Source organism: Rhodococcus sp. MH15 (assembly GCF_019266045.1).
Classification (GTDB): Bacteria; Actinomycetota; Actinomycetes; order Mycobacteriales; family Mycobacteriaceae; genus Rhodococcus_F; species Rhodococcus_F qingshengii.
Genome location: NZ_LPNP01000056.1, coordinates 44,167 through 67,625, shown reverse-complemented (window position 1 = coordinate 67,625; position 23,459 = coordinate 44,167). Strand labels below are relative to the sequence as shown.

Annotated in this window: 21 protein-coding genes; 9 read left to right on the top strand and 12 right to left on the bottom strand. The window is 63.2% G+C overall.

The genetic code is table 11. The features are described from left to right. Positions 1 to 55: 55 nt before the first annotated feature. Positions 56 to 1,330: an APC family permease gene (locus ATN37_RS03510; RefSeq protein ID WP_218694755.1), complete on the bottom strand. Its 1,275-nt coding sequence runs from the start codon at positions 1,328 to 1,330 to the stop codon at positions 56 to 58. Between the two features lie 14 nt (positions 1,331 to 1,344). On the opposite strand from ATN37_RS03510, the gene ATN37_RS03505 reads away from it, so the two are divergent. Together ATN37_RS03505 and ATN37_RS03500 are read left to right on the top strand one after the other, a co-directional pair. Continuing rightward, positions 1,345 to 2,526, top strand: a complete 1,182-nt coding sequence (locus ATN37_RS03505) for an aminotransferase class V-fold PLP-dependent enzyme (RefSeq protein WP_218694754.1) — start codon at positions 1,345 to 1,347, stop codon at positions 2,524 to 2,526. A gap of 82 nt (positions 2,527 to 2,608) precedes the next feature. After that, positions 2,609 to 4,069 (top strand): FAD-dependent oxidoreductase, encoded by a 1,461-nt coding sequence (locus ATN37_RS03500; protein ID WP_218694753.1) that lies wholly within the window; start codon positions 2,609 to 2,611, stop codon positions 4,067 to 4,069. On the opposite strand, the gene ATN37_RS03495 is transcribed toward ATN37_RS03500, so the two are convergent. Further along, a complete protein-coding gene (locus ATN37_RS03495; protein WP_075834005.1) occupies positions 4,066 to 5,271 on the bottom strand; it encodes a GAF domain-containing protein in 1,206 nt (401 codons plus the stop codon). The two genes, ATN37_RS03500 and ATN37_RS03495, sit on opposite strands and share 4 nt — an antisense overlap. A gap of 290 nt (positions 5,272 to 5,561) precedes the next feature. Between ATN37_RS03495 and ATN37_RS03490 the strand changes: the two genes are divergently transcribed. Beyond that, positions 5,562 to 6,170 (top strand): 50S ribosomal protein L25/general stress protein Ctc, encoded by a 609-nt coding sequence (locus ATN37_RS03490; protein ID WP_003946242.1) that lies wholly within the window; start codon positions 5,562 to 5,564, stop codon positions 6,168 to 6,170. Between the two features lie 106 nt (positions 6,171 to 6,276). Beyond that, complete coding sequence (gene pth / locus ATN37_RS03485) at positions 6,277 to 6,849, top strand: aminoacyl-tRNA hydrolase (RefSeq protein ID WP_003946229.1); 573 nt, start codon at positions 6,277 to 6,279, stop codon at positions 6,847 to 6,849. A 3-nt stretch (positions 6,850 to 6,852) separates the two neighbouring features. Here the strand turns inward: pth and ATN37_RS03480 are convergent, their stop codons facing one another. Further along, entirely contained in the window at positions 6,853 to 8,487 is a 1,635-nt protein-coding gene (locus ATN37_RS03480; RefSeq protein WP_218694752.1) for a fatty acyl-AMP ligase, read from the bottom strand. A gap of 352 nt (positions 8,488 to 8,839) precedes the next feature. Between ATN37_RS03480 and ATN37_RS03475 the strand changes: the two genes are divergently transcribed. From ATN37_RS03475 to ATN37_RS33105, 3 genes are all read left to right on the top strand, one after another. Beyond that, positions 8,840 to 10,444, top strand: coding sequence for a peptide chain release factor 3 (locus ATN37_RS03475; RefSeq protein WP_135000451.1), 1,605 nt, complete (start codon positions 8,840 to 8,842; stop codon positions 10,442 to 10,444). Further along, on the top strand, positions 10,444 to 11,094 hold the full coding sequence (gene pnuC / locus ATN37_RS03470; protein ID WP_019744670.1) for a nicotinamide riboside transporter PnuC: 651 nt from the start codon (positions 10,444 to 10,446) through the stop codon (positions 11,092 to 11,094). The genes ATN37_RS03475 and pnuC overlap by 1 nt, the downstream gene beginning before the upstream one ends. A gap of 355 nt (positions 11,095 to 11,449) precedes the next feature. Further along, positions 11,450 to 11,758 (top strand): hypothetical protein, encoded by a 309-nt coding sequence (locus ATN37_RS33105; protein ID WP_306669658.1) that lies wholly within the window; start codon positions 11,450 to 11,452, stop codon positions 11,756 to 11,758. Positions 11,759 to 11,776: 18 nt separating this feature from the next. Here ATN37_RS33105 and ATN37_RS03460 read toward each other — a convergent pair whose 3' ends face one another. From ATN37_RS03460 to ATN37_RS03430, 7 genes are all read right to left on the bottom strand, one after another. After that, on the bottom strand, positions 11,777 to 12,451 hold the full coding sequence (locus ATN37_RS03460) for a pyridoxal 5'-phosphate synthase (RefSeq protein WP_042920963.1): 675 nt from the start codon (positions 12,449 to 12,451) through the stop codon (positions 11,777 to 11,779). A gap of 25 nt (positions 12,452 to 12,476) precedes the next feature. After that, positions 12,477 to 12,977, bottom strand: a complete 501-nt coding sequence (locus ATN37_RS03455) for a nuclear transport factor 2 family protein (RefSeq protein WP_003946235.1) — start codon at positions 12,975 to 12,977, stop codon at positions 12,477 to 12,479. Positions 12,978 to 13,074: 97 nt separating this feature from the next. After that, positions 13,075 to 13,716: a TetR/AcrR family transcriptional regulator gene (locus ATN37_RS03450; protein WP_235867843.1), complete on the bottom strand. Its 642-nt coding sequence runs from the start codon at positions 13,714 to 13,716 to the stop codon at positions 13,075 to 13,077. A 5-nt stretch (positions 13,717 to 13,721) separates the two neighbouring features. Next, entirely contained in the window at positions 13,722 to 15,458 is a 1,737-nt protein-coding gene (locus ATN37_RS03445) for an ABC transporter ATP-binding protein (RefSeq protein ID WP_030536297.1), read from the bottom strand. Continuing rightward, positions 15,455 to 17,356 carry an ABC transporter ATP-binding protein gene (locus ATN37_RS03440; RefSeq protein WP_231915160.1) on the bottom strand — a complete coding sequence of 634 codons (1,902 nt, stop codon included), beginning with the start codon at positions 17,354 to 17,356 and terminating at the stop codon, positions 15,455 to 15,457. Before ATN37_RS03440 ends, ATN37_RS03445 begins: the two co-directional genes overlap by 4 nt. Then, a complete protein-coding gene (locus ATN37_RS03435) occupies positions 17,353 to 18,345 on the bottom strand; it encodes an ABC transporter substrate-binding protein (RefSeq protein ID WP_166502528.1) in 993 nt (330 codons plus the stop codon). Before ATN37_RS03435 ends, ATN37_RS03440 begins: the two co-directional genes overlap by 4 nt. A gap of 55 nt (positions 18,346 to 18,400) precedes the next feature. Next, entirely contained in the window at positions 18,401 to 19,783 is a 1,383-nt protein-coding gene (locus ATN37_RS03430; RefSeq protein ID WP_047270341.1) for an MFS transporter, read from the bottom strand. Positions 19,784 to 19,867: 84 nt separating this feature from the next. Here ATN37_RS03430 and ATN37_RS03425 point away from each other — a divergent pair, with 84 nt between their 5' ends. Together ATN37_RS03425 and ATN37_RS03420 are read left to right on the top strand one after the other, a co-directional pair. Further along, positions 19,868 to 20,506 carry a TetR/AcrR family transcriptional regulator gene (locus ATN37_RS03425; protein ID WP_030536301.1) on the top strand — a complete coding sequence of 213 codons (639 nt, stop codon included), beginning with the start codon at positions 19,868 to 19,870 and terminating at the stop codon, positions 20,504 to 20,506. 71 nt (positions 20,507 to 20,577) lie between these two features. Continuing rightward, a complete protein-coding gene (locus ATN37_RS03420; protein ID WP_042448946.1) occupies positions 20,578 to 21,552 on the top strand; it encodes an ABC transporter substrate-binding protein in 975 nt (324 codons plus the stop codon). A gap of 1 nt (position 21,553) precedes the next feature. Here the strand turns inward: ATN37_RS03420 and ATN37_RS03415 are convergent, their stop codons facing one another. Next, positions 21,554 to 22,594: an ABC transporter substrate-binding protein gene (locus ATN37_RS03415; RefSeq protein ID WP_064074046.1), complete on the bottom strand. Its 1,041-nt coding sequence runs from the start codon at positions 22,592 to 22,594 to the stop codon at positions 21,554 to 21,556. Then, positions 22,591 to 23,442 carry an ABC transporter ATP-binding protein gene (locus ATN37_RS03410; protein WP_050794099.1) on the bottom strand — a complete coding sequence of 284 codons (852 nt, stop codon included), beginning with the start codon at positions 23,440 to 23,442 and terminating at the stop codon, positions 22,591 to 22,593. Before ATN37_RS03410 ends, ATN37_RS03415 begins: the two co-directional genes overlap by 4 nt. Between the last annotated feature and the right edge of the window lie 17 nt (positions 23,443 to 23,459).

Below are 23,459 nucleotides of genomic sequence, written 5' to 3'. Positions count from 1 at the left end.
TCGCGGTCGCTACCGACGATAGAACGCCAACGTCCGAGATGCACCCTTTGTGGTGTTACGTGTCGTTGAATTTCTTCAGTCGTATCCACCGGTACCCACAACCGGCCAGAACCACACCTGCCCCGGAAACAACCGCGATCCACGGAAGTGTGACCACCAGAACGACACAACCAGCCGCGCCGACCGCTTGCAGCCACTTCGGATACAACCGGTCCACACCGCGTTGGCTGTACGCACTCACGTTCGCGACGAAGTAGTAGAGCAACACTCCGAACGACGAAAAGCCGATCACCCCACGAAGATCGGTTGTCGAGACCAAGGCGATCACAACGGCACCGACCACAAGTTCCGCATGGTGAGGGACCCCGAACCGTGGATGGACTGCAGCGAGGGCCACTGGCAGATCGCGCTCGCGGGCCATCGCCATTGCCGTACGGCTCACCCCCGCGATCAGAGCCAGCAGCGCCCCCGCCGACGCCGCCGCGGCACCGATCACCACTACGGGAACCGCCCAGTTCCACCCGGCCGTGCCCACTGCATCGGCCAGTGGTCGCGCCGAATTCGCCAGCCGATCAGGTCCCAGCGTCACCAACAGCACCACCGCTACCAGCGCATAGAGGATGACGGCGACGGTGAGTGCGATCAGGATCGCCCGCGGAATCGTTCGACGCGGATCACGCACTTCCTCCCCCAGCGTCGCGATCCTGGCGTACCCGGCGAAGGCAAAGAACATCAGTCCCGCCGATTGCAGAACGCCGTACCACGACCCGAATGCGAGATCCGGGAACTCGCGCACTGCACCAGGACCGACGACGGCAACCACCAGCGCTACACACAGCGCCGTCGTCGACACGGCGACGATCACCCTGGCCATGTGCGCCGTCCGCGTGACTCCGCGGTAGTTGACTGCAACCAGCGCTGCCACCACCAATACCGCGACGGGGACACGCCAGGCCGTAGGCGCAACATACGTCGCGAAAGTCAGAGCCATTGCCGCGCAGCTCGCGGTCTTCCCGATCACGAACGACCAGCCGGCGGCAAACCCCCACCAGGGTCCGAGCTGCTCACGTCCGTAGACGTAGGTCCCACCTGAAGTGGGGTATCTGGCCGCAAGCTGCGCCGACGACGTCGCGTTGCAGAATGCGATGAACGCTGCAATCGCCAGGCCCACAAGCAACCCGGTACCGGCTACTGCGGCAGCGGGCGCGAAAACCACGAAGACTCCGGCGCCGATCATCGCGCCGAGGCCGATCACCACGGCATCGGCCGTGCCCAGTCTTCGCTCCATCGGGACAGCTTCGTTCACAGGTAGTTTGAACCACACCGACATGAACGGAAGGTGCCATGTTCGATCTCGACACGATCCGCCGCGACACTCCCGGATGCCTTGACAAGGTGTTCCTCGACAGCGCGGGATCCTCGCTCCCGCCCGAGCCGGTGCCGGCCACGATGATCGAGCACCTGCGACGTGAAGCCGACGTCGGCGGATACGTCGCAGCTGCTCGTCAGAGCGGCGCCCTCGCTGCTGTTCCGCATTCGCTGGCCCGGGTCATCGGCGCTCAGGCAACCGATATCGCGTTGACGGACAGCGCGACCCGCGCGTGGAACGACTTCTTCGCCTCGGTTTCGCTCGGACCTGGTGATCGAATCCTCATCAGCGGAGTCGAATACGCGAGCAACGCCATCGCTGCACTGGGGCGGGCGCGTTCGACCGGTGCCCACGTCGAGATCATCCCGAGCGATCAGTACGGACGCATCGACCTCGACGCACTCGAGAACATGCTCGACGATCGGGTTCGCGTCGTCTCCGTCGTCCACGTCCCCACCAACGGCGGCCTGATCAACCCCGTCCGCGAGGTCGTCGAACTCGCGAGGGCCCACGGCTCGCTCGTTCTGCTCGACGCATGCCAGTCCGTCGGCCAATTGCCCATCGACGTCACCGAACTCGGCGTCGACGCCCTCAGCGCAACCGGCCGCAAGTGGCTCCGCGGGCCACGCGGAACCGGATTCCTGTACGTCCGCCCCGGACTCGTCGACGCACTCGAACCCGCTGCGATGGACCTGCACGGAGCGGAATGGACCAGCGAGAACAGCTTCGTACCCGCACCGGACGCAACACGATTCGAGCTCTGGGAAACGAGTGTCGCTGCGCGCCTGGGTCTCGGCGTCGCCGCCGACTATCTGCTCTCGATCGGCACCGACACGGCGTGGGAGCAGATCGAATCCCGAGCAGTCACGCTGAGGGAAGGTCTGGCAGCGATTTCCGGAGTCGAAGTCCGCGATCGAGGAACCCATCTGAGCGGCATCGTTTCCTTCACCGTCGACGGTATCCCCGAGCACTTGGTGCGGGATCAGCTTGCAGCACAGAACATCACCGTTACCGTCAGTGGTCGCGGGTCCACCCTCCTCGACATGGATGCCCGCGGGCTCGATGCCGTGGTTCGCGCATCGCCGCACTACTTCGTCGACGAAGCCGACCTGGACACATTTCTGGGCGCGGTCAGGGGATTACAAACCTCCCGTTGACCGGGACCATGCCTGATCTGTGGAAGTCGAAACTGCAACTGTGGGGTGATCAGCAGTTTCGCCTTCCGAGAGGACTATTCGCATGGCCGACCCCACCGTCAGACCGATCTCCGCTGCCGACATCACCACCTGGGACTACGAGGCCGACGTCGTCGTCGCGGGATACGGCATCGCCGGCGTCACCGCTGCGATCGAAGCAGCGCGTGCCGGCGCCGAGGTGCTCGTCCTGGAGCGGACGGGCGGTTGGGGCGGAGCCGCGTCACTGGCTGGTGGATTCATCTACCTGGGCGGTGGAACGCCGTTGCAGAAGGCGTGCGGGTTCGAGGACTCGGTCGAGAACATGAAGACGTTCATGAAGGCAGCGCTCGGCCCCGGAACCGACGATACGAAGATCGACGCGTACTGCGAGGGCAGCGTCGATCACTACAACTGGCTCGTCGACGCCGGGGTCCCGTTCAAGGAATCGTTCTGGGGTCAGCCCGGCTGGGAACCGCCGTACGACGACGGCCTGATGTACTCGGGAGGCGAGAACGCCGCGCCGTTCAACACCCTCGTCGATCCCGCGCCCCGCGGACACGTTCCGCAGATGTCCGAGAAGAACACCGGCGAGAAGGGCGGCGGCTACATGCTGATGAAGCCACTCGTCGAGACGGCCGAAAAGCTCGGTGTCCGAGCAGAATACGATCTGCGCGTCCAAACTGTGGTGGTAGACGGCGATCGGGTTGTCGGCGTCGTCGCCAAGCGCTACGGCAAGGATGTCGCGATTCGTGCCCGCAAAGGCGTAGTGCTTGCGATGGGCAGCTTCGCGTACAACAACGAGATGGTGCGCTCGAACGCACCGCGCATCTTCGGCCACCCGGCGGCCTCCATCGAGGCGCACGACGGCCGCGCAATCCAGATCGGTCAGGCACTCGGCGCCGACACCGCACACATGGACGCCACCGAGGTCGCGTTCTTCTGCGACCCACAGTTGATGGTGCGCGGCATTCTTGTCAACGGCCGCGGTCAGCGATACATCCCCGAGGACACCTACCCCGGCCGCATCGGCCAGGCAACGCTGTTCCAGCAGGACAACCAGGCATTCCTCGTGATCGACGAAGCTGCGTACGAGGAAGGCATGAATGCCGAATCGTCCAGTGCACAGTTGCGGGCGCAGCCGAGCTGGGTGGCGGAGACCGTCGAGGAACTCGAAGGCGAGATGGGATTGCCCGTCGGATCGCTGCAATCCACCGTCGACCTCTACAACCGGCACGCGGCTGAAGGTTCGGATCCGGTGCTCGGCAAGAAGTCCGAGTGGGTGAAGCCGATCGTCGGCCCGTTCGCGGCAATCGATCTCCGTGGCCGCACAGGCGGATTCACGCTGGGAGGATTGAAGACCACCGTCGATTCCGAGGTTCTGCACGTCTCGGGTGCGCCGATCCCCGGACTCTTCGCAGCGGGTCGCTGCACGTCCGGTGTCTGTGCGGGCGGTTACGCCAGCGGGACAAGTCTCGGCGACGGCAGCTTCTTCGGACGTCGTGCCGGAATCAGCGCGGCACGCTAGATCACCACAACTCGCACGCCCTCGGCAAAGCGGTACGGCTGAGTCTGCAGGACCGCGCCGAGGTGTTTCCTCAGTCTGGACACCTCGGCGCGCACTGCCACGACATGCTCGCGATCACCGAAGAGCACTTCGCTCAGGCCCGCGGCATCCACACCTGCCGAACCGACGGCTGCCAGTGCCCGCAAGATCTGGGCGTGACGCGGCGAAAGCGCGCGCGTCCAGTTGGCGTCACCACGCACCGTCACCTGCGGCGATGCGCCGAGGGCCAGCTCCAGCTCGATCAACGGCCCGCCGACGCCGGTGCGCAACAGCCAGCCGTCTCCGAGCGGCTCAGGCAGACACATCCCCAGACCTGGCACGATGACGGGCTTTCCCGCACTGGGTGCTGCCACGCGGTCAGGCGCGGCAATCCCGCTGGCGCCGGCCACCCAGCCGTACTCGTCGACCACCAATGCCGGACCTGTTCCTGCCGCGAACAGCGGTGCCGCCCGCGAGCGCAGGCGCTCGAGCGAAGCCGCGTGCTCACGCCACAGCGTCGCCTCCGCGAGGCGAACCGCGGTGCGCACCAGCGCGACGGTGGTGGGATGCACCGAAGCTGCGGATCCACTGATGTCCACCACGCCCAGTATCTCGCCCGTCCGTGGGTCGTGCACGGGCGAGCCGGTACACGACCAATTGTGATGCGTGGGCGCATAGTGCTCGGCCGAGAAGAGTTGCACCGCAGAGTCTTCGATCAGCGCGGTACCTATCGCGTTGGTCCCCACCGACTGCTCCGACCAGCGTGCGCCTTCCGCGAACCCGAGAGCGTCCGCCGCACGTTTGACGGTCTTCGCCCCTTCGCGCCAGAGCAGGACACCGTCGGCGTCGGCAACGACCACGATGAAGCCCGCGTCCTCGGCGACCTCGGTGAGCGTGGTTCGCAGTTCGGGCAGAACGCTTCGCAGCGCGGTACGCGAACGCCTCGCCTCCAACTCGGAGAAATCGGCGACAGTAGACGCACCGCAGTGATCCGGCGTGAGCCCGCCGGCGGCCACCCTCGACCACGACCGCGCCACGACGGTCCGCGGCTGCGCCGGTGGTTCCTGGCCGGAGAGAACTGCGTCGTGCACCCGACTGAGTAGGCGAGCATGCTGCGACAGGTCGGTACCCGGCACGACGGCACCGAGCCGACTGCCTTCGGGAGCGTTCCCCACGGTGGTCACTCCGTCAGGCTACCGCTTTCGATGTGACGCGAACCACGTCCACACGGCCAGGTCCCCACCACCTGCGATTAGCGGCCGGGAGCAAACTCCGGTAACGTATCCAAAGTTGTCTCGGCGAGGGTGAATCGCAGCAGTTCCACACGTTGCAGGTTTACCGTGATCGACGCGGCTACGGCTCAGCTCGAGCGTTTCGCTCCTGGCCGTGTGCGCGCCTGTCCGCCTTGCCGCAGGCAAAACCACACGTCAGTAAACCGAGCACGAACCCCGTGAGTTGTAGGAGCCGTTTCATCATGTCTGAAGAAAACAACCTTGTCGCCGTCGTCCGCACCGAATTCGGCAAGGGCGCAGCTCGCCGCGCACGTCGTGACGGCCAGGTCCCCACGGTTCTGTACGGCCACGGTGAAGATCCCCGCCACCTCAATGTGCCGGCTCGCGACTTCGCCGCCATCCTCCGTGCACACGGCACCAACGCCATACTCACCCTCGACATCGAGGGCACGGAGCAGGTTGCACTGACCAAGTCGGTCGTCGTGCACCCCATCCGCAACTACATCGAGCACGCCGACCTCCTCGTCATCAAGAAGGGCGAGAAGGTCACGATCGACGTGAACGTCATCGTCGTCGGCGATGCTGCTGCAGGCACGATGGTCGCGCAGGACGCATCCACGATCTCCATCGAGGCCGACGCGCTTCACATCCCCGAGCAGATCGAGGTTTCGGTCGAGGGTCTCGAGATCGGAACCCAGATCCTGGCCAGCCAGCTCGAACTGCCCAAGGGCTCGACCCTGCAGGCTGACGCCGACACCCTGATCGTCAACGTCGTTGCTGCACCCACCGAGGCAGACCTCGAAGAGGGCGCAGAAGCTCCCGCCGCCGACGAGGCTGCAGAAGAGGCCTGATCCTCTCGGTTCCAACAGAACTCACTGCGCGCGGCGCGTCATTCCGATTCGGAGTGACGCGCCGTTCGTGCGTAGCAGGAAAAATCAAGCCAGAAAGTAGCGTCCGTTGAGCACAGATACCGCCCTCGTCATCGGCCTGGGTAATCCCGGCCCCCAGTACGAGAAGACCCGGCACAACGTCGGCTTCATGGTCGCCGGCACCCTTGCCGGGCGCATGGGCGGAAAGTTCAACGTACACAAGAAGAGTGGTGCCGAAATCGTCGAAGGTCGCCTCGCCGGCCGGCGCGTGATTCTCGGAAAACCACGCTCGTACATGAATCTCTCGGGTGGCGCTGTCGCCGGTCTCGCACGGTTCTTCTCGGTCGACGCCGCGAACATCATCGTCGTCCACGACGAACTGGATCTCGATTTCGGGACGATCAGACTCAAACTCGGCGGCGGCGAAGGCGGCCACAACGGCCTGCGGTCCATTTCGAGTTCGTTGACCACCAAGGACTACCTGCGCACGCGCGTCGGGATCGGTCGTCCGCCGGGCCGCATGGACCCGGCGGACTACGTTCTCAAGCCGTTCTCGTCCACGGAGCGAAAAGAACTCGATCTCGTATGCGAAGAGGCTGCGGATGCAGTGGAGCTACTGCTCGAACTCGGGTTGGAAGCCGCACAGAACCGCCTGCACTGACGGTCAGTTACCCAGCAGTGCAGCCGAATTCGCGCGGCGGAGCTTCCCCGACGACGTCTTCGGGATACTGCCGGGACCCAGGACCGCAACGGCGCGAGGTCGGACACCGACGTCGGCAACCACGGCGTGGACCACTTCGCGTTCGATACGCTTGACCTCTTCCGGATCTTCGAAAGCGTTGGTCTCGACGGCGACTGCAAAGCTCTCACGCTTCTGGCCGGCGTCGAGACGAATCGCGACGGCGTTTCCGGGACGCACACCGGAAACGGTTCCGGCCGCCCGTTCGATGTCTGTGGGGTACACGTTCCGGCCGCCCATGATGATGACGTCCTTGACACGCCCGCACACCACGACCAGTCCTTCCTCGGTGAAGTACCCGACGTCACCGGTGTCGAGCCAACCGTCGTCGTCCTGGGCCGGCTTGTGTCCGTCGACCGTGACGTACCCGGGGGTGACTGCCTTGCCGCGAACCTCGATGATTCCGACACCGCGGGCCGGAAGCACCTGACCGTCACGGTCGACGATGCGTCCCTCGAGGTCAGGCACCATCTTGCCGAGTGTGGCGAGGGCACGAGCGTTGGGGCGATTGGACGGCACCGCTCGAGACATCGATTCGAGAAAGTCTGGATCGACGTAGTCGAGGACCTGACCTTGATCGGGATCCGGAATCGACACGGCGAGCGTGGTTTCCGCCATTCCGTACACGGGCGCCAGCGCAGTCGGGTTCAAACCGAAACGCGCACCGGCCTCGGCGAGTGCATCCATCGTGTCGGGATCCACCGGCTCGGCGCCGTTCCACATGTATCGGACGCTGGACAGGTCGACTGCCCCGTCTTCCGCCTGTGCGAGTCGACGAGCCAAGAGCGAGTACGCGAAGTTCGGTGCGGCGGTGACGGTTCCGCCGTACTTGCCCATCAGTTCGGCCCACAGCACCGGGGTACGCAGGAAATCCATCGGCGTGATGCTGATGACCTCTGCGCCCACCTGCATCGGAACCGTGAGAAAACCGACCATGCCCATGTCGTGGAAGAGCGGAAGCCAGCTCACCATCACGTCGTCTTCGATGGAGAACTTGATGCGGTTGATCATGGCGTAGGCATTTGTGTAGAAGTTCTCGTGCGTGATCTGCACGGCCTTGGGCGAACCGGTGGAACCGGACGTCAACTGCTGGAGTGCGATATCCGATTCGGCCGTCTCCACGGGATCGATCGACGTTCCGCTGCGAAGCTCGTCCACCGTCACGACGGTGATGCCACGCTCTTCGAGGAGCGGCTTGGCCGCGTCGAAGGGCGCACCCAGAATGACGGCTTTCGCGGAGATCATGTCGATCACAGTCTCGGTGTCCTGAGCCCAGACGCCCAGATCCGTTCGGGGGGTCGGCTGATGCAGCATCGTCACCGACGCACCGCGCATCCACGTCGCCTGGCAGGCAGGTGCGATGTCGACGGGCTGTCCGGCGAGAATGCCGATCGCGACGCCGCGATCGATACCGACCTCGGCCAGGCCGCCGGCCATGCGCCGAGCCTCCTGGTGGATGTCGCCCCAGGTCTGACGGAAAGCGTTGTCCGGCTCTCCCGTCACCAGGCCGCGGTCGGTGACTGCGGCGGTCGCATACATCTCTTCGGTGAACTTGCTCAACGCAACTCCTCGGTCAGTGTCACTCTTCGATCAGTGCAACTCTTCGCAGGACACAAATGGCTGTGTGTTCGAACACACACATACATGGATAATCAGCGATCGTTCGCCGAGTGTTACGCCGCAGTGGCTATTGCATCGTGGTCTGCGAGTATCCTTTCTCTGTTGTGCTGCCGCACTCTCCACCTGTCCGCGCACCGGCACGTCGCCGGCACCGACGCCCACTTCGAGAGGTTCTTCGTTGACTACCCCGTCCGACTCGACCGTCCCTTCCGACTCGACTGTCCAGTCCGACACCGAAGGCCCCGATTCAACCGAGAGCGGGTCGGTCGCGGTCACGACGACGACCAAGGGCCTGTCCGCCGAGGCAGAGCGTCGCCGCACCTTCGCCGTCATCTCGCATCCCGACGCCGGAAAGTCGACGCTGACCGAAGCGCTGGCACTGCACGCGAAGAAGATCTCGGAGGCAGGAGCCGTCCACGGCAAGGCAGGCCGCAAGTCGACGGTCTCGGACTGGATGGAGATGGAGAAGGCCCGCGGCATTTCCGTCAGTTCCACCGCACTGCAGTTCAACTACCACTCGTCCGAGACCCCGGACGAGCAGATCAACGTCATCAACCTCGTCGACACCCCCGGTCACTCCGACTTCTCCGAGGACACGTACCGCGTCCTGACCGCCGTCGACGCGGCGGTCATGCTCATCGACGCTGCCAAGGGCCTCGAACCGCAGACGCTCAAGCTGTTTCAGGTGTGTCGTCACCGCGGCATTCCGGTCATCACCGTCATCAACAAGTGGGACCGTCCCGGTCAGACTCCTCTCGAACTGCTCGACGAGATCAGCGAACGGATCGGCCTCACACCGACCCCCCTGTACTGGCCGGTCGGCATCGCCGGCGACTTCCGCGGACTGCTGCGGCGCGGTGAAGACGGTGAGGCTCGCGAGTACGTCCGCTTCACCCGTACCGCAGGCGGCGCGAAGATCGCCCCCGAAGAGGTCATGGACGCCGACGCGGCGCTCGCCAAGGAAGGCTCCGAGTGGGAGACCGCGGCCGAGGAGAGTGAACTGCTCTCCGCTACCGGCCAGGACCACGATCAGGAGATGTTCCTCGCCGGTCAGACTTCCCCGGTGATCTTCGCGTCCGCGATGCTCAACTTCGGCGTCCGCCAGATCCTCGACACCCTCGTCGAATTGGCGCCGCCGCCGCGTGGGCGCGAAGACCTCAGCGGCAAGCCGCGCGAGGTCACCGATCCGTTCAGTGCGGTCGTCTTCAAGGTGCAGGCCGGTATGGACACCGCGCACCGCGACCGTCTGGCGTTCATGCGCATCGTCTCCGGCGTGTTCGAGCGCGGCATGGTTGTCACACACGCCCAAACCGGCAAGCCCTTCACGACCAAGTACGCCCAGACGGTATTCGGACGTGAACGTTCCACCGTCGAATCCGCGTTCCCCGGCGACGTCGTCGGCCTCGTCAACGCCACCGCACTCGCACCCGGCCACACGCTGTACACCGAGAAGAAGGTGGAGTTCCCGCCGATTCCGTCGTTCGCGCCGGAACACTTCTCGATCCTGCGCGCCGAAAGCGCCGGCAAGTACAAGCAGTTCCGCCGTGCTGTCGACCAACTCGATTCCGAGGGCGTCGTCCAGATTCTCCGCAACGACATCCGCGGCGACGCCTCCCCCGTCATGGCGGCTGTCGGCCCGATGCAGTTCGAGGTCGTCGCAGCGCGCATGAAGGCCGAGTTCAACGTCGAGGCCAAGATGGAACCGCTCGGCTACGCATTGGCTCGCCGTACCGACGCCGCGTCCGAGGTCGAACTGAACCGTCAGCGCGGTGTGGAGGTCTTCACCCGATCCGACGGTGTTCTGCTCGCCCTGGTCAGTGACAAGTGGCGCCTGCAGTACATCCAGAAGGAACTCCCGGATCTGACGCTCGAACCCCTCGTCGCTGCTGCGGACTGATGAGCCTGATCGAGGCGCTGTTCGACGCCGAACTGCACATCGGCAGCGCCACGATTCTCTGGCGAGAGATCATCGGAAACGCGTTCGGAATCGGCTCCGCGATCGCGGGCGCGCGACGCTCGGTATGGGCGTGGCCCGTCGGTATAGCCGGAAATGCCTTGTTGTTCACGGTGTTCATGGGCGCACTTTTCCACACTCCGCAAGAGCTCAATCTCTACGGCCAGGCCGGCCGTCAGTTGTTGTTCATCACCGTCAGCGTCTACGGGTGGACTCAGTGGCGACGCGGGGCACGCGACTCCGGTCGCGCAGTCCTGCCCCACTGGGCGACAACTCGCGAGCGCGTCGCCATGATCGCCGTCATGGCCAGCGGCACAATCGCTTTCGCCTGGATCTTCGACCTCCTCGGCTCGTACGGAGCGTGGGCGGAGGCCTGGATCTTCACCGGCTCCATCCTCGCGACATACGGCATGGCGCGCGGCTGGACCGAATTCTGGCTCATCTGGATCGGCGTCGACGCCGTTGGTGTTCCGCTTCTTTTCCGAGCCGGCTATTACCCTTCGGCGATCCTCTATCTGGTCTATGCATTCTTCGTACTGTGGGGCTTCGCAATGTGGCTGCGCATTCAACGCCGAACTCCACAAGGGGTGTGACCGTAAACCAACTCCTGGTATGTTTGCGTCGATTAAGCAAACCGGCGGTCTGTTTACGGGCATCAGGAGCGAAACAATGGAAGACAAGAATTCTCACGGAATAGCGGGCCCCAACGGTTCCGGCAACGGATCGAGAGCCAATAGTTCCGCAAGTAATGGTTCTGCAAGCAATGGTTCTGCAAGCAATGGTTCTGCAAGCAATGGTTCTGGGAGCAACCTTTCCACGGGTAACGGTTCCAGCAGTGCCACCGCCACAGCGGATTTTCTGTCGACCGCACCCAAGCAATCCGATGCATTCACGTTTCCGCTTCCTGCCCGAACCACGGCCGCACACAGCAGCGGAGAGGACCTTTCAGTGCCAGCTTCAACACGCGAATCATCGAGGACGCTCGAAACTCGGAGTCGTACCGTCGTACGTCGCGACGCGATGGGCGTAGCCGCCGTTCGAGTGGCCGGTCGACTCACCCACACCGAACTCATCGCAAATCAGGCCTCACCCTCGAGCGCACATTCCTCCGATCCCACGACGGATCTGGACGAGTTGCTCACGATGCTCGGCAGCTACCTGTTGTCCTCGGGGTTCGAACATCCCGAAATCCACGCCAAGCTGGGCGGACAGTCGATCGTCGTCAACCTCGTATCGCCGGAGATCAGCGCGAGCTGATCTGGGCCCAGCTGCCCCTTAGGGCCACAGCACTGCTCGTGTCCATGCTCGGTCCGAGCCGCGCCGGTACAACCACCGCTGATGTCGACGCCCGGAGTCTGCCTGCCAGAACTCGACAGACTCCGGCTCGAGGCACCACGCACGCCAGTCCTTCGACACGAACCCTGGGTCGTCGCTGATTCTTGCTTCCGCAGCGGCCACCGACGTGTCGTACGCCCCTAAGTCTTCGAGCACCTCGCTCTGCTCACTTGCCGTCGCCACCGCTCTCGCCGTGACGGAGCGTTCGACGAAGTCTCGGCGTCGAAGTGCGTCGTCGCCCTCGCGAACCGTTCCGCGAATCCGGACCTGTTGGCCTGTTTCGCGCCAGTAGAAGGCGAGCGATGCTCGCGGATTTTCTTTCAACTCAACACCTTTCGGCGAAGCAGCTGAACCAGAGAACCAGAACCCACCCTCGGTCACGTCCTTGAGGATGAGGAAGCGAGAATCAGGCATACCGTCGCCGTCCACGGTCGAGAGCGCACACACGTGTGGCTCGACGACGCCGAAGGCCACGGCCGCACGGAGCCAGTCGAGGAACAACTCCCCCGGCTTTTCCGGAAAACACTCGGGCGCGGGCGGCGGAGTTCCGGTCAGCGCGGGGATACCGCGAATCCACGTCCGTACGTCAGGCAGCGAAAAATCTGCATCAACCATGAGCCGACTCTAATCGCGGGTGGCCTCAGGAGACGTTGCGAACTACCGAGTCGCCGAACGACGGTTGCTGCAGCAGCGCCCACTTGTTGGACGTCAATCGGAAACTCGGCATGTCGGCGAGCGCCACCACCGATTCCCAGGTCCGCTCGTAGCTCGTGTGGGAGATTCGCCATTCACCGTCGCTGCAGCGGGTGTATCTGTCGTGATAGAAGGCCGATCCGCGAAGCAGCATGCCGTCTTCGGGGATGACCACTGTGTCCGCGAGGCACCAGATCCCGGTTGCAGTGTCTCCGTCGACGTCGATCTCGGGTTGCCCGCACTGATGTTCGGTGATGATGTGTGATCCGAGAGTGTTCTCGAGGAAGGAGACGAACGAATCTCGGGAATCGAAACTGAGTTGTTCTCCGTAGATCGCGGTGGCGTCGACGGTCAGAGTGTCGGCGAATTCGACCCACGATTTGGTGTCCAAGGCGCGTGCGTATCGGTACTTGAGTCTTTGGATGAGAACAATCGCTTCGAGATCCATGATCCCCGCCTCCCGGTGCAGCAACCACCCGTCCTATGTGTGCACATTAGCCTGTAACACGCCGAAACGGGCATTACTCTCAAAGCTAGTAGAAATGTCAGCCGATAACACGCTTTTCCAGGCCGTCGAGCATGATCGTGATCTTCTCGTCCAACCAACCTCGCCCGTGCCACGTCGATTCGTCGCCGATTCCCTCGATCAACGACTCCGATGCATTCCAACTTTCCTGATACGCCTGTCGCGCGGAACGTGAATCGGCGGAGCTGACGGTCTTGTCCATCGCCGCCATCATTGCGAACTGCGTCATGGTCACCTCGGAGATGAAGTCCACCGCCAATATCGCATCGTGGGGTGTGAAGCCTTGCGCAGTCAACGAACCGACCAGTTTCTCCACGATCTCGATTATCGCCGGCGGCGTGCCCGGAACTGCGAGACCGACCTGGGCCAGACCTGGATAGCGCTCGAACGAGGACCACAGAACGTCGCAGAAATCCTTCAGGAATTCGCGCCACGGACGATTCGTATCGGGCCATACAGTCTGACGCACAACATGATCCGAGCAGGCACGCAGCAGCGCTTCGCGGTCTGCGAAGTAGCGATAAAGTGCAGAATGACTGACGCCCAGCCGCTTTGCCACGCTCGGCATGGTCAGTTCACTCAGATCACCGGCCAGGGCGGCCTCGACGATGTCCGTTGTCGACAACGTCGGCGGCCGCCCCGTCTTCTTTCCGGTCTGCATTCTCCTCAGCTTGCCACCAACCGCCATCCCGACGCACGGTGGCGCTGGTTCCAGAACGCGGCGTAGTTCCCACCGGCTGCGAGCAGAACTTCGTGGGTTCCCACTTCGACGATCGATCCGTCGTCACCGAGCACGATGATCTGATCTGCGGCCACGACGGTCGACAGTTTGTGAGCGATCACGAGCAGTGTGCTTTCCCTGGCGAGTTCTTGCATCGCACGCTGCACGTGTGCCTCGTTCTCGGGATCGAGTGCGGCCGTCGCCTCGTCGAGCAGAACGACAGGTGCGCGTTTGAGGAGTGCGCGCGCAATGGAGACCCGCTGCCGCTCTCCACCGGACAGTGCCGTCCCGCCCTCACCGACACGGGTGTCCCAACCCCGCGGAAGCCGCTCGACGATTTCCGCGACGCCCGCGATCCGAGCCACGTCGAAGACTTCCTCGTCCGTGGCTTCGGGGCGGCCGAGGCGGATGTTCGCGATCAACGTGTCGTCGAAGAGGTACACGTCCTGGAAGACCAGAGACAGCTGCGACATCAGGTCGGCACTCGTGAGGTCCCGCACGTCGACGCCGCCGACACGCACCACACCGGAGTCGACGTCGTAGAAGCGCGAGATCAACCGGGTGACGGTGGTTTTGCCGGACCCTGACGGACCGACCAACGCCGTCAACGACTTCCGTGGCACGTCGAAGGAGATGTTTCGCAGAACCTGCCCACCGTCCGCGTATCCGAAGTCGACGGCGTCGAACTGCACTGCCGTCTCCCCCGTCGCCGTCCCGCTGGTATCGGGTTCGACCATTGGTTCAACTTCGAGGATCTCGGACATTCGCCGGATTTCATTGCGTGCCATTCTGATTGCACCGCCGAACTCGCCGATCTCACCCAGCGGCTGGATGAACCGTGCGGTCAGTCCGAGTAGCGCGATCAACGTGACCGGATCGATGTCGCCGCCGAGCGCGAGGAACGCGCCCAAGATGATCACGGCAGAGAACACGAATTGCAGGGCGATCCCGTTGACCACGGACCCGATCACCACGAACCACAGTTGTGAACGACCCGCAGTGTGTTGCGCTTCGATCGCGTCGTCGAGCGGTTCGTACACCCCGTGTGTGCGTCCGAAAGCACGCAGGACCGGTTGGCAACGCGCGTATTCGAGCACTCGATTGTTCGATTCGACGGCCGCTGCATGGGCCCGATCGTCGGCCTTGGCAGTCATCGTCGAGGCAAATCGTGCTGCCGCGAAGAGAATCGGAACGCTGATTACCAGCGCGAGCCCGAGCCGCCAGTCGAAGAACAACATGCACACGACAATGGTTGCCGGGCTGGCAATTCCGGAGATGATCGGTGTCATCAGGTGTGCAGCCGCCCCCATCACCGAGATGGTGCCCTTGCTGGCAACCTGCGATACCTGCCCGAGTCGGCCGGCGCCGAACCAGCCGAGCGGCAGAGTGACGAGATGATCTCCCAGACGAAGATGCATCGTCCGCAGCAGAGTGAGGGCCGACTCGAAGCCCTTCATCGCCTGCAGGTAGTGCGCAATCGAACTGATCACAGCGCATACGGCCATGGCGGCGAGCCACCGAACGAAACTGCCCCAGCTCTGATCGAACAGTGCCTGCACCGCAGGGACCAGAAGCGCCACTGCCAAACCCTGCATCACGCCGTACAACACTGCCCACACCAGGAACTCGCGATAGCGGCCCTGATTCTGCGGGCCGAGTATCCGGAAGAGGTCGCGAATCATGAGTTGGCCTTTCCTGCTGCGTCAGACTTACCTGCGATGTTGCGTTCAATCGAGTCGGCCCGACTGTGCTCAATCGAGTCGGCCCGACTGTGACTCGCCCACATCCGGGCATAGGTTGAACCACTCGCCACGAGCTGATCGTGCGTGCCCTTCTCCACGATCCGTCCGGCGTCGAGGACCACGATCTGATCGGCACTCACGATCGAAGCCAACCGGTGCGCGATCACCAGCACGGTGCGCCCCACCGTCAAACGCGACAGCGCTTCTTGGATATCGGCTTCGGACTCCGGGTCGGCGAAAGCGGTTGCCTCGTCGAGCACGAGAACAGGAGTGTCCGCGAGAATCGCACGCGCGATGGAGACTCTTTGGGCTTCACCACCCGAGAATCTGGCGTCGACCCCGACCACCGAGTCGTACCCCCTCGGGAGCGCTTCGATTCGGGTGTCGATCTGCGCGGCTGCGGCAGCGGCCTTCACCTCGGCCGAAGTCGCCTGCGGTCGGGCAAGCCGAATGTTGTCGAGCACGGTCGCTTCGACCAGCTGCACGTCCTGCAGAACGAATCCGACGTGGCGGTACAGCTCGTCGGTAGCGACTTCCCTGACGTCGACACCACCGATGGCCACGGATCCGGCACGCACGTCGTGGAACCTCGGAACCAGCGTTGCCAGCGTCGACTTACCCGAACCCGAAGGTCCGACCAACGCCGTCACCGTGCCCTCCGGCAGCGTCAGATCGATGCCGGTCAGAACGTCGGCGCCGTCGTCGTATGCAAAGGAAACTCCGGAGAATCGAACTTCGTTCCCCACAGGCTTTTTCGGATGATCGGTTTCCGGCAGAGCGTCGGTTGCGAACAGCGCGATCAGTCGCGCCGCAGCGGCGGCTGCCTCACGGCGTGCCTGCATACCGAAACCGATGGTCGTCACCGAAACCGGAATCACCATCGCGACAAGAGAACTGGTCAGCACATCGATGGGTGACACCCATCCGGAGTGAACGAACCACGAGCCGAGGCCAAGGTTGACCACCAGCACAACCGGTGCGCTCAACGCAATCGAGGCCAGCGCCTCGGTCCGGAGCATCGGGCGAACCCAGCCCTCGTACGAGACGGCAAACGCCTTGGCAGCGTCGCGGTATCGAGAATGTGACTGCTTGTCCTGACCGAAGGTCTTGACCACTGCGATGCCGGTGACGAACTCGACGATGGTGTTGCTGATGGCCGCGATGCCCTCATTCATCCGGCTCAACTTGACGGCCATGTCCTTGGTCATCATCGCGTAGGCGATCATGTAGATCGGGAGGGTGGCAATCGCGACCAGTCCCAGACGCCAGTCGATCGAGATCACGTAGCCGAGCCCGACGAGCGGCACCGCAATGGCGCCGGTGGTCTCGACGGCGCTGTGCGCAACCAGGTAGTGGAGATCGGAGATGTCGTTCTGCGCGGCTTTTCGCACGGTTCCGGACGAGTGGGAGGTGAACCAGCCCAGTGGAAGTCGACCGAGTGTCGCTGCGATTCGACGCCGAAGCACAGCCTGAAGATTGACATCGGCGAAGTGCGTCACGATCAATGCACCGCCTCCGAAGAACGCGCGCATACCCAGACCGAAGACGACCACCCACACGATCGTCCAGACGCGAGACGAGTCGATGTCGCCGCCCACGATCAGCGTCTTACCCAACTCGGCGATGGCCACGTACGGCACGATGGCCGCGACCGCGGCGATCACCTGCATCACCATCGCGATGGTGGTCCGTGTACGAACTGGCGCAAGGAGTTCGCGAAGCGCGCTCTTGTGCGCCGCCGCTTCAGCTTTGGCTTGCGAGGCTTCGGCCGTCGCTCCTTGTGATGCGTCGGCCTCTTCAGATGAAATGTCTGCTTTCGTAGCCTGTGTCGTCGTCATTTCGAGAACGCCTTCCATCGGGTTACTGCGTCGGCGTCGGATGCGATGCGGCCTTGGAGTTCCGCGCCGGTGAGAGTGAGATCGGCAAGAGCCTCGAGGTCTTCGAGGATCCAGTAGACCGCGAAAGGATAACTGCCGAACCAAAGTTCACCGCTCACGTCCACTGTGCGTCCGGCCTTCACTGCGGAGATCTCGTTGAACAGTGGATTTGCGTGAACTAGAGCGCCGTCGTAGATGTTGCCCGAGGTCACGACCATCGCGTCCGCCGCGTGCTGTCCGACCTCCTCGCCTGACACCGAAGACGTGGCAACACCTGTGTTGGGGCCGATCTTCGCGTCGAGTTCGGCTTGCGGGCGCCCGAAACCGGCTTCCTCGATGATCGAGGACATCGGCGACTGTGGGATGACGGTGTAGATGCCGCCGGAGAATCCCACCAGCACTGACAGTGTCTGCGGTTGCGCCTCGACCGTTCCGGATACTTCGGCAAATTTGGCCTCGAGCCTCGACACGATTTCGCGAGCTTCGGACTCTCGACCCAGTGCAGTCGCCGCGGTATTCAGAACTTCGCGCCACGGCGCCGCATAGGCGAGCACCGTCGTCGGGGCAATCTCGTTGGCCCGCACGGTGATCGACGTCAACGAGCCGACATCACTGAGCAGGATTCGGTCAGGATGAACGGCCGCGATCTGCTCCGCATCTGGTGATTGGAAGAACGTCGGTTTGTCGACGACCTCGATCCCCTCACTCTGCAATATCTCCTTCGCCGCCTGCGACTGCAGCGTGGCGAAGACCGTATCGGGCTTGACCCCGAGCGTGAGTGCGTTGAGCGCTGCGAACTCGTCCAGTGCGAGCAGTTTCTGAGGTGCAGGTACGGCCGACGACTCGCCTGTTTCCGATGCGTCTGCGTCATCGCCGCCCACGGAGCAACCGACAAGCGCCGTTGCTGTCGCTGCGAGTGCCGTTGCTCGCAGGCCCCACTGCTGCCGCATCCTTCTCTCCCCGCTTTAGTTACACGCTGTCTCGATTAGGGGAGCCTACAATAAGTCACGCCTTTTGTGCAGTCCTCGTCGCTGGAAGTGCAATCGCCGGCAGACAGGCGACAACACTGATGACGGCACCCATCACGAACGCCAGCGCGAACGAGTCGCCGGAAATGCCGATCGCCAGGACCGCTGTGGTCACCGGGGCGCCCACCGCCGAACCGACGGTTCTGATCACACTGTTGACTCCACTGGCTGCTGCCATTTCCGATGGCGGGACGATCGAGGCAACCAACAGAGCACAGACCGCGAACCCCACGCCGTTCCCCAATCCGACGAGGGAAAAGAACGCCACGATCGCAACCACCGAACTCGGCCAGATCGCGAGTCCGACTGCGCCCGCCGCCATGAGGGCCAGCGCTATGACAGCGGGCACCCGCGGCCCGAATCGCCGCGCGAGAGCCGGCGTCAAGCGGCCACCGAGAAAGACGAGGACAGCGGCGGGCAAGAGCGCCAAGCCGGTCTGCACAACGGTGAATCCGCTTCCATACGTGGACGTTTCCGGCGCCTGGAGGATCCGCGGCAGACAGAGATAGAAAATGTACGGCACGAACCCGAACACCAGGGTGAGTGCGCTGGTGATCATCATCGGCTTGTCCCGAAAAACTCGCATGTCGACGATCGGCGCGTCGTGGCGGGAATCGACGGCAATCAGTGTCGCGAACGAAACGAACGCGACTACCACCAGACCCCAGAATCCGAGCGACAAAACTCCCCAGTCGGAGGCTTTCGTGATCGCCAATAGCAGGCTCACCAATCCGAACGCCAGAGCGCCGGCACCGGCCCAGTCCGTCGGCATACCCGGGCGGCGATGCGAGCCCGGAACCACGGCCACCACTGCGACCAATGCGAGCACGATCAAGATCCCGGTGATCACGAACAACCACTGCCAACTGAGATACTCGAGGATGACACCGCCGATCACCAGTGCACTTCCGGCACCGATTCCCAAAGTCCCAGCGAGCCAACCTATCCCTGAAGACAACTCGGGACCTACTACCGTTCTCCGCAGTACTGCCATCGCAAGCGGGAAGCTCGCCATGCTCACTCCCTGGACAGCTCGAACGACAAGCAGCACCCCGATATTCGGGGCGGCTGCCGCGGCAAATGTCGCGAGAGCGAAGATGATCAGGACGATCACCAGGACTCGCTTGTCGCCGAATCGGTCACCCATCGCGCCGACTATCGGAGCCATCACCGCGGCCGCCAACAGGTACGCCGTCAGGATCCAGCCGGTCACCGCCACGGACGTGTCGAAATGCTCACCCAACACCGGCAACGCCGGTACCAGCATGGTCTGCATGAGCGAGTAGACGAGTACCGCCCCCGCAAGCGCGGCGATCACCCGGCTCCCGGATCGCGTGGGCGCCTCCGCCAAGGTTGTCATCGACACCTTCCTCCAATCATGAATCGAATCGGAACGGAACACTCCGTTCCGATTGAGTAAACCATGCATTGCTAGCCTGTGGGAATGGCGAAAGAGAATGCGAGCCTCCCCGGACGCGCCCGAGAAGCCGCAGACAACGACGTCACCGTACTGCGAGCAGCGCGCGAGATTTTTGCCGAACAGGGTTGGAATGCACCGGTATCGGCAATTGCCACCCGGGCCGGAGTGGGAGTAGGCAGCATCTATCGCCGATACCGAGGCAAGGAGGAACTGGCGCAATCCCTGCGCGTCTGGGCGATCGACCACCTCGCCACCCTCGCCCGAGAGTGCATGAGCACCGCGAAAACCGATGAAGCCGTATTGAAGACGTTCTTCTCGCGATATCTCACCGAATCAGTGGGACCGCTCATTCCGGTCCTCGGCGGCAAGTTACCTGAACACGCCGAAGTCACTCGTGCCGCCGAAGAATTGGAGGCCGCACTGCAATCGATGGTCGACGTCTGCATCGACGCTCGCGAAGTCCCGCCCGACTTCACTGCTGCTGACGTCATGCTCATGACAGTGCATCTGCGGCCGACTCTGCCGATCGAGGGTGATCGAGCCACCGAAATACACACGCGCTATCTCGACTTCATGCTCGACGGACTTCGTGGCGGAACACCTCGACCAACGATCACTCCCCCGTCCTGGAGCGAATGGCTTCAGATGTGGCAGGGCAACTGACCCCGAGAACACCCGAATGACATGTCAGGTTAGGCTTACCTAGCTTATTTCGCCATGTTCGGAAGGTTCTCATGAAAATCAATCGCCGGCTCGCCGGCTTCGCCGCACTACCCGCCGTCGCCACGCTCCTACTCGCCGGTTGCGGAAGTAGCGACGCAGCGCCCTCTACCGAGACCAGGTCTGCCGACCAGTCCTGGAGTTACACAACGGGATACGGAAACACGATCACCCTCGACCACGCCCCGGAGCGGATCGTCGTCGACGCGTACTCCGCTGCGGCTCTGTGGGACTACGGCATTCGGCCGGTCGGCATCTTCGGTTACGGCGTCGGCAATCCAGACGTCACCGATCGCGCTGACGAGTCGACGATGACCGTCGTCGGCCGTGAAGGTGAACTCAGCGCGGAAGCTCTTGCGGCGCTGGACCCAGACCTGGTCATCGGGTACGGCAACAGCGACGACCCGACACGATGGACTTGGTGGGACGAGCCGATGGGCAAGACCGTCAACAATGTTGCACCGTTTGTCGGCGTCAAGTTCTCCGGAGCCTCGACACCGGACGTGTTGAACGAGTACGCCTCACTCGCCGAAGCACTCGGCGGGAACACCGACACAGCCGCAGCACGCGAGGGCAAGGAAGCATTCGAATCCGGTGCAGAGCGCATCCGAACTGCTGCGGCCAAGGTCGACGACATCGAAGTCCTCGCCCTGAACGGTGACAGCTCCGAGTTGTACGCAGGCACAACGGCGCTCGCTCAGTTCGGGTACCTGAAGGAACTGGGCGTGAAGTTCACCGGTCCGGGAGGCGACAAGGGCTGGGCCGATCTCAGCTGGGAACAGGTACCGGACTATCCGGCGGACATCGTGTTCCAGTTCGCGAAGTCGGCAGAGGCATTCGCGGCATCACCCGTGTTCGTCAAGCTGCCCGCGGTGACCGCGAACCAGGTGATCGACTTCGACGACAAGCGTCCCAACACCTACGCCAATTACGGCGCCTGGTTCGAGCAGGTTGCACAACTACTCGACCAGGCCCGCAACGTCGCCTGAATTACTGCCCAGCAGTGATTCGTCCGGCCGCTTCCTCGAGAACGTCGAGGAAGATGGCCGCGGTGAGCGCAAATCCTTGGTTGTATCGCGCGTCGCTGGTCAACACGTTGCCCGCTTGAACTGCAGGCAACCGCTGCCACGTCGGCTGCGACTTGATCGCGTCGAGCGCTTCCTGATCGCGTGCTTGGGCGATGATCACATCCGCCGGAGCCAAGGTGTCGAGTTGCTCGAACGACAACTCGAACGAGTTCTCTGCATTGTCGTCGTCACGGAAAAGCACGTCCAGGCCGGCATCGAGTGCAACACTGATTCGCAGATTCCGCTGATGCACAAGGAAGCCCGTCGGCGTCTGAACGCCGAACACGATCTTCTTTCCGCCCAGCTTCTCCTGCAACATCGGTCGCAGTCTCGCGAGCTTGTCGTCGTACCCCGCAATGGAAGCCTCGGCGATCGTCACCCGGTCGAGCTGGCTCGCCTGCGCCATCAGAGCACCTCGCCAGTCGACCGGGTGCCCGGCAATCGGTTCGACGTCGTCGCCGACGACCAACAGCGGCGCGATGGAAGACAAGCGCTCGGTGCCGTACCAGTCACTGGTGTATCCGATCGCAGTGATGACGATCAGATCGGGCTCGAGAGCGAGCAGAGCCTCGAAGTTGGTGGAGAAGTCGCCGGCGACGTTGACGAAGCTCGCGTCCTCGATGGTGCGGCCGGGAAACTGGAATCCTGCCTTGGCGTCGGGGAACCAGAAGTTGCCCGATCCGACGATCGGGTAGTCCATCATCATCGCGAATTCGAGGTCGACGCGGCCGTCGAGCACCACCACACGCCTCGGGTCGCGCGGAACGTCGCCGCTGAACTCGGCCCACGTGTACGGGAGAGTGTCACTGGCAGAGTCGGATTCGCCATCGGAGCTTCCGCAGGCGCTCAGCGCCAATGCTGCAGCCACACCAGCTGCGCCACCGAAGAATCGGCGTCGCGAAATGCGGTCGACGATCTGAGCCCACTCCGTGTCGGTAACCTGCGCATCCAGGACGAGTGTCATACCTTTGCTCCTTCGATGTTTCGCTGACGCTCGCGTCCCAGCGGAATGACCAGCGGTGTGTGGGAAACCGGATCGTCGATGATGCGGCACGCCATGCCGAACACCTCCTGCACCAGTTCTTCGGTGATGATCTCCGCGGGCGGGCCCTCGGCGACCACCGCGCCGTCCTTCATCGCGATGATGTGAGTTCCGTAGCGGCACGCGTGATTGAGATCGTGAAGCACCGCCACCAGCGTGTGTCCGTCGTTCTCGTTCAGATCGCGGCAGAGTTCCAGCAGCTCGATCTGGTGCGCGATGTCGAGGAACGTCGTCGGCTCGTCCAGTAGCACCAACGGAGTCTGCTGCGCGAGAACCATAGCTACCCAGACACGTTGGCGCTGACCACCGGACAGTTCGTCGACCGGCCTGGCCGACAGATCCGTGACCTTGGTTGCTTCCATCGCCTTGATGACGGCGGCCTCGTCCTCTCGGGACCACTGGCGGATCAGCTTCTGGTGCGGATAACGCCCTCGCGCAACCAGATCGGCGACTTTGATTCCGTCCGGCGCGATCGACGTCTGCGGCAGAAGCCCGAGTCGCCTCGCAACTTCCTTTGCCGGGTACGACGTGATCGCCTTGCCGTCGAGAAGGACCTTGCCGGTGGTCGGCTTGAGCAACCGGGACAGCGCACGCAGAAGCGTCGACTTGCCGCAGGCATTGGGACCGACGATGACGGTGAAGCCACCGTCGGGGATTTCGACGTCGAGGTGTTCCGAGATGACGCGCTTGTCGTAACCGATCGTGACGTCCTCGGCGCGAAGCCGATTCGTCCTTTCGACCACGACGGCGGCCGTACTTGTCTCGTTCACGCTGTTCCTCGTTCCTT

Coding starts and splice junctions, on each gene's coding strand:
- pnuC (WP_019744670.1), top strand. CDS start 10,444: ATGAGCCTGATCGAGGCGCTGTTCGACGCCGAACTGCACATCGGCAGC.
- ATN37_RS03425 (WP_030536301.1), top strand. CDS start 19,868: ATGGCGAAAGAGAATGCGAGCCTCCCCGGACGCGCCCGAGAAGCCGCA.
- ATN37_RS03505 (WP_218694754.1), top strand. CDS start 1,345: ATGTTCGATCTCGACACGATCCGCCGCGACACTCCCGGATGCCTTGAC.
- ATN37_RS03500 (WP_218694753.1), top strand. CDS start 2,609: ATGGCCGACCCCACCGTCAGACCGATCTCCGCTGCCGACATCACCACC.
- ATN37_RS03440 (WP_231915160.1), bottom strand. CDS start 17,356: ATGACGACGACACAGGCTACGAAAGCAGACATTTCATCTGAAGAGGCC.
- ATN37_RS03435 (WP_166502528.1), bottom strand. CDS start 18,345: ATGCGGCAGCAGTGGGGCCTGCGAGCAACGGCACTCGCAGCGACAGCA.
- ATN37_RS03460 (WP_042920963.1), bottom strand. CDS start 12,451: ATGGTTGATGCAGATTTTTCGCTGCCTGACGTACGGACGTGGATTCGC.
- ATN37_RS03490 (WP_003946242.1), top strand. CDS start 5,562: ATGTCTGAAGAAAACAACCTTGTCGCCGTCGTCCGCACCGAATTCGGC.
- ATN37_RS03430 (WP_047270341.1), bottom strand. CDS start 19,783: ATGACAACCTTGGCGGAGGCGCCCACGCGATCCGGGAGCCGGGTGATC.
- ATN37_RS03445 (WP_030536297.1), bottom strand. CDS start 15,458: ATGATTCGCGACCTCTTCCGGATACTCGGCCCGCAGAATCAGGGCCGC.
- ATN37_RS03415 (WP_064074046.1), bottom strand. CDS start 22,594: ATGACACTCGTCCTGGATGCGCAGGTTACCGACACGGAGTGGGCTCAG.
- ATN37_RS03420 (WP_042448946.1), top strand. CDS start 20,578: ATGAAAATCAATCGCCGGCTCGCCGGCTTCGCCGCACTACCCGCCGTC.
- ATN37_RS03455 (WP_003946235.1), bottom strand. CDS start 12,977: ATGGATCTCGAAGCGATTGTTCTCATCCAAAGACTCAAGTACCGATAC.
- ATN37_RS03450 (WP_235867843.1), bottom strand. CDS start 13,716: ATGCAGACCGGAAAGAAGACGGGGCGGCCGCCGACGTTGTCGACAACG.
- ATN37_RS03510 (WP_218694755.1), bottom strand. CDS start 1,330: ATGTCGGTGTGGTTCAAACTACCTGTGAACGAAGCTGTCCCGATGGAG.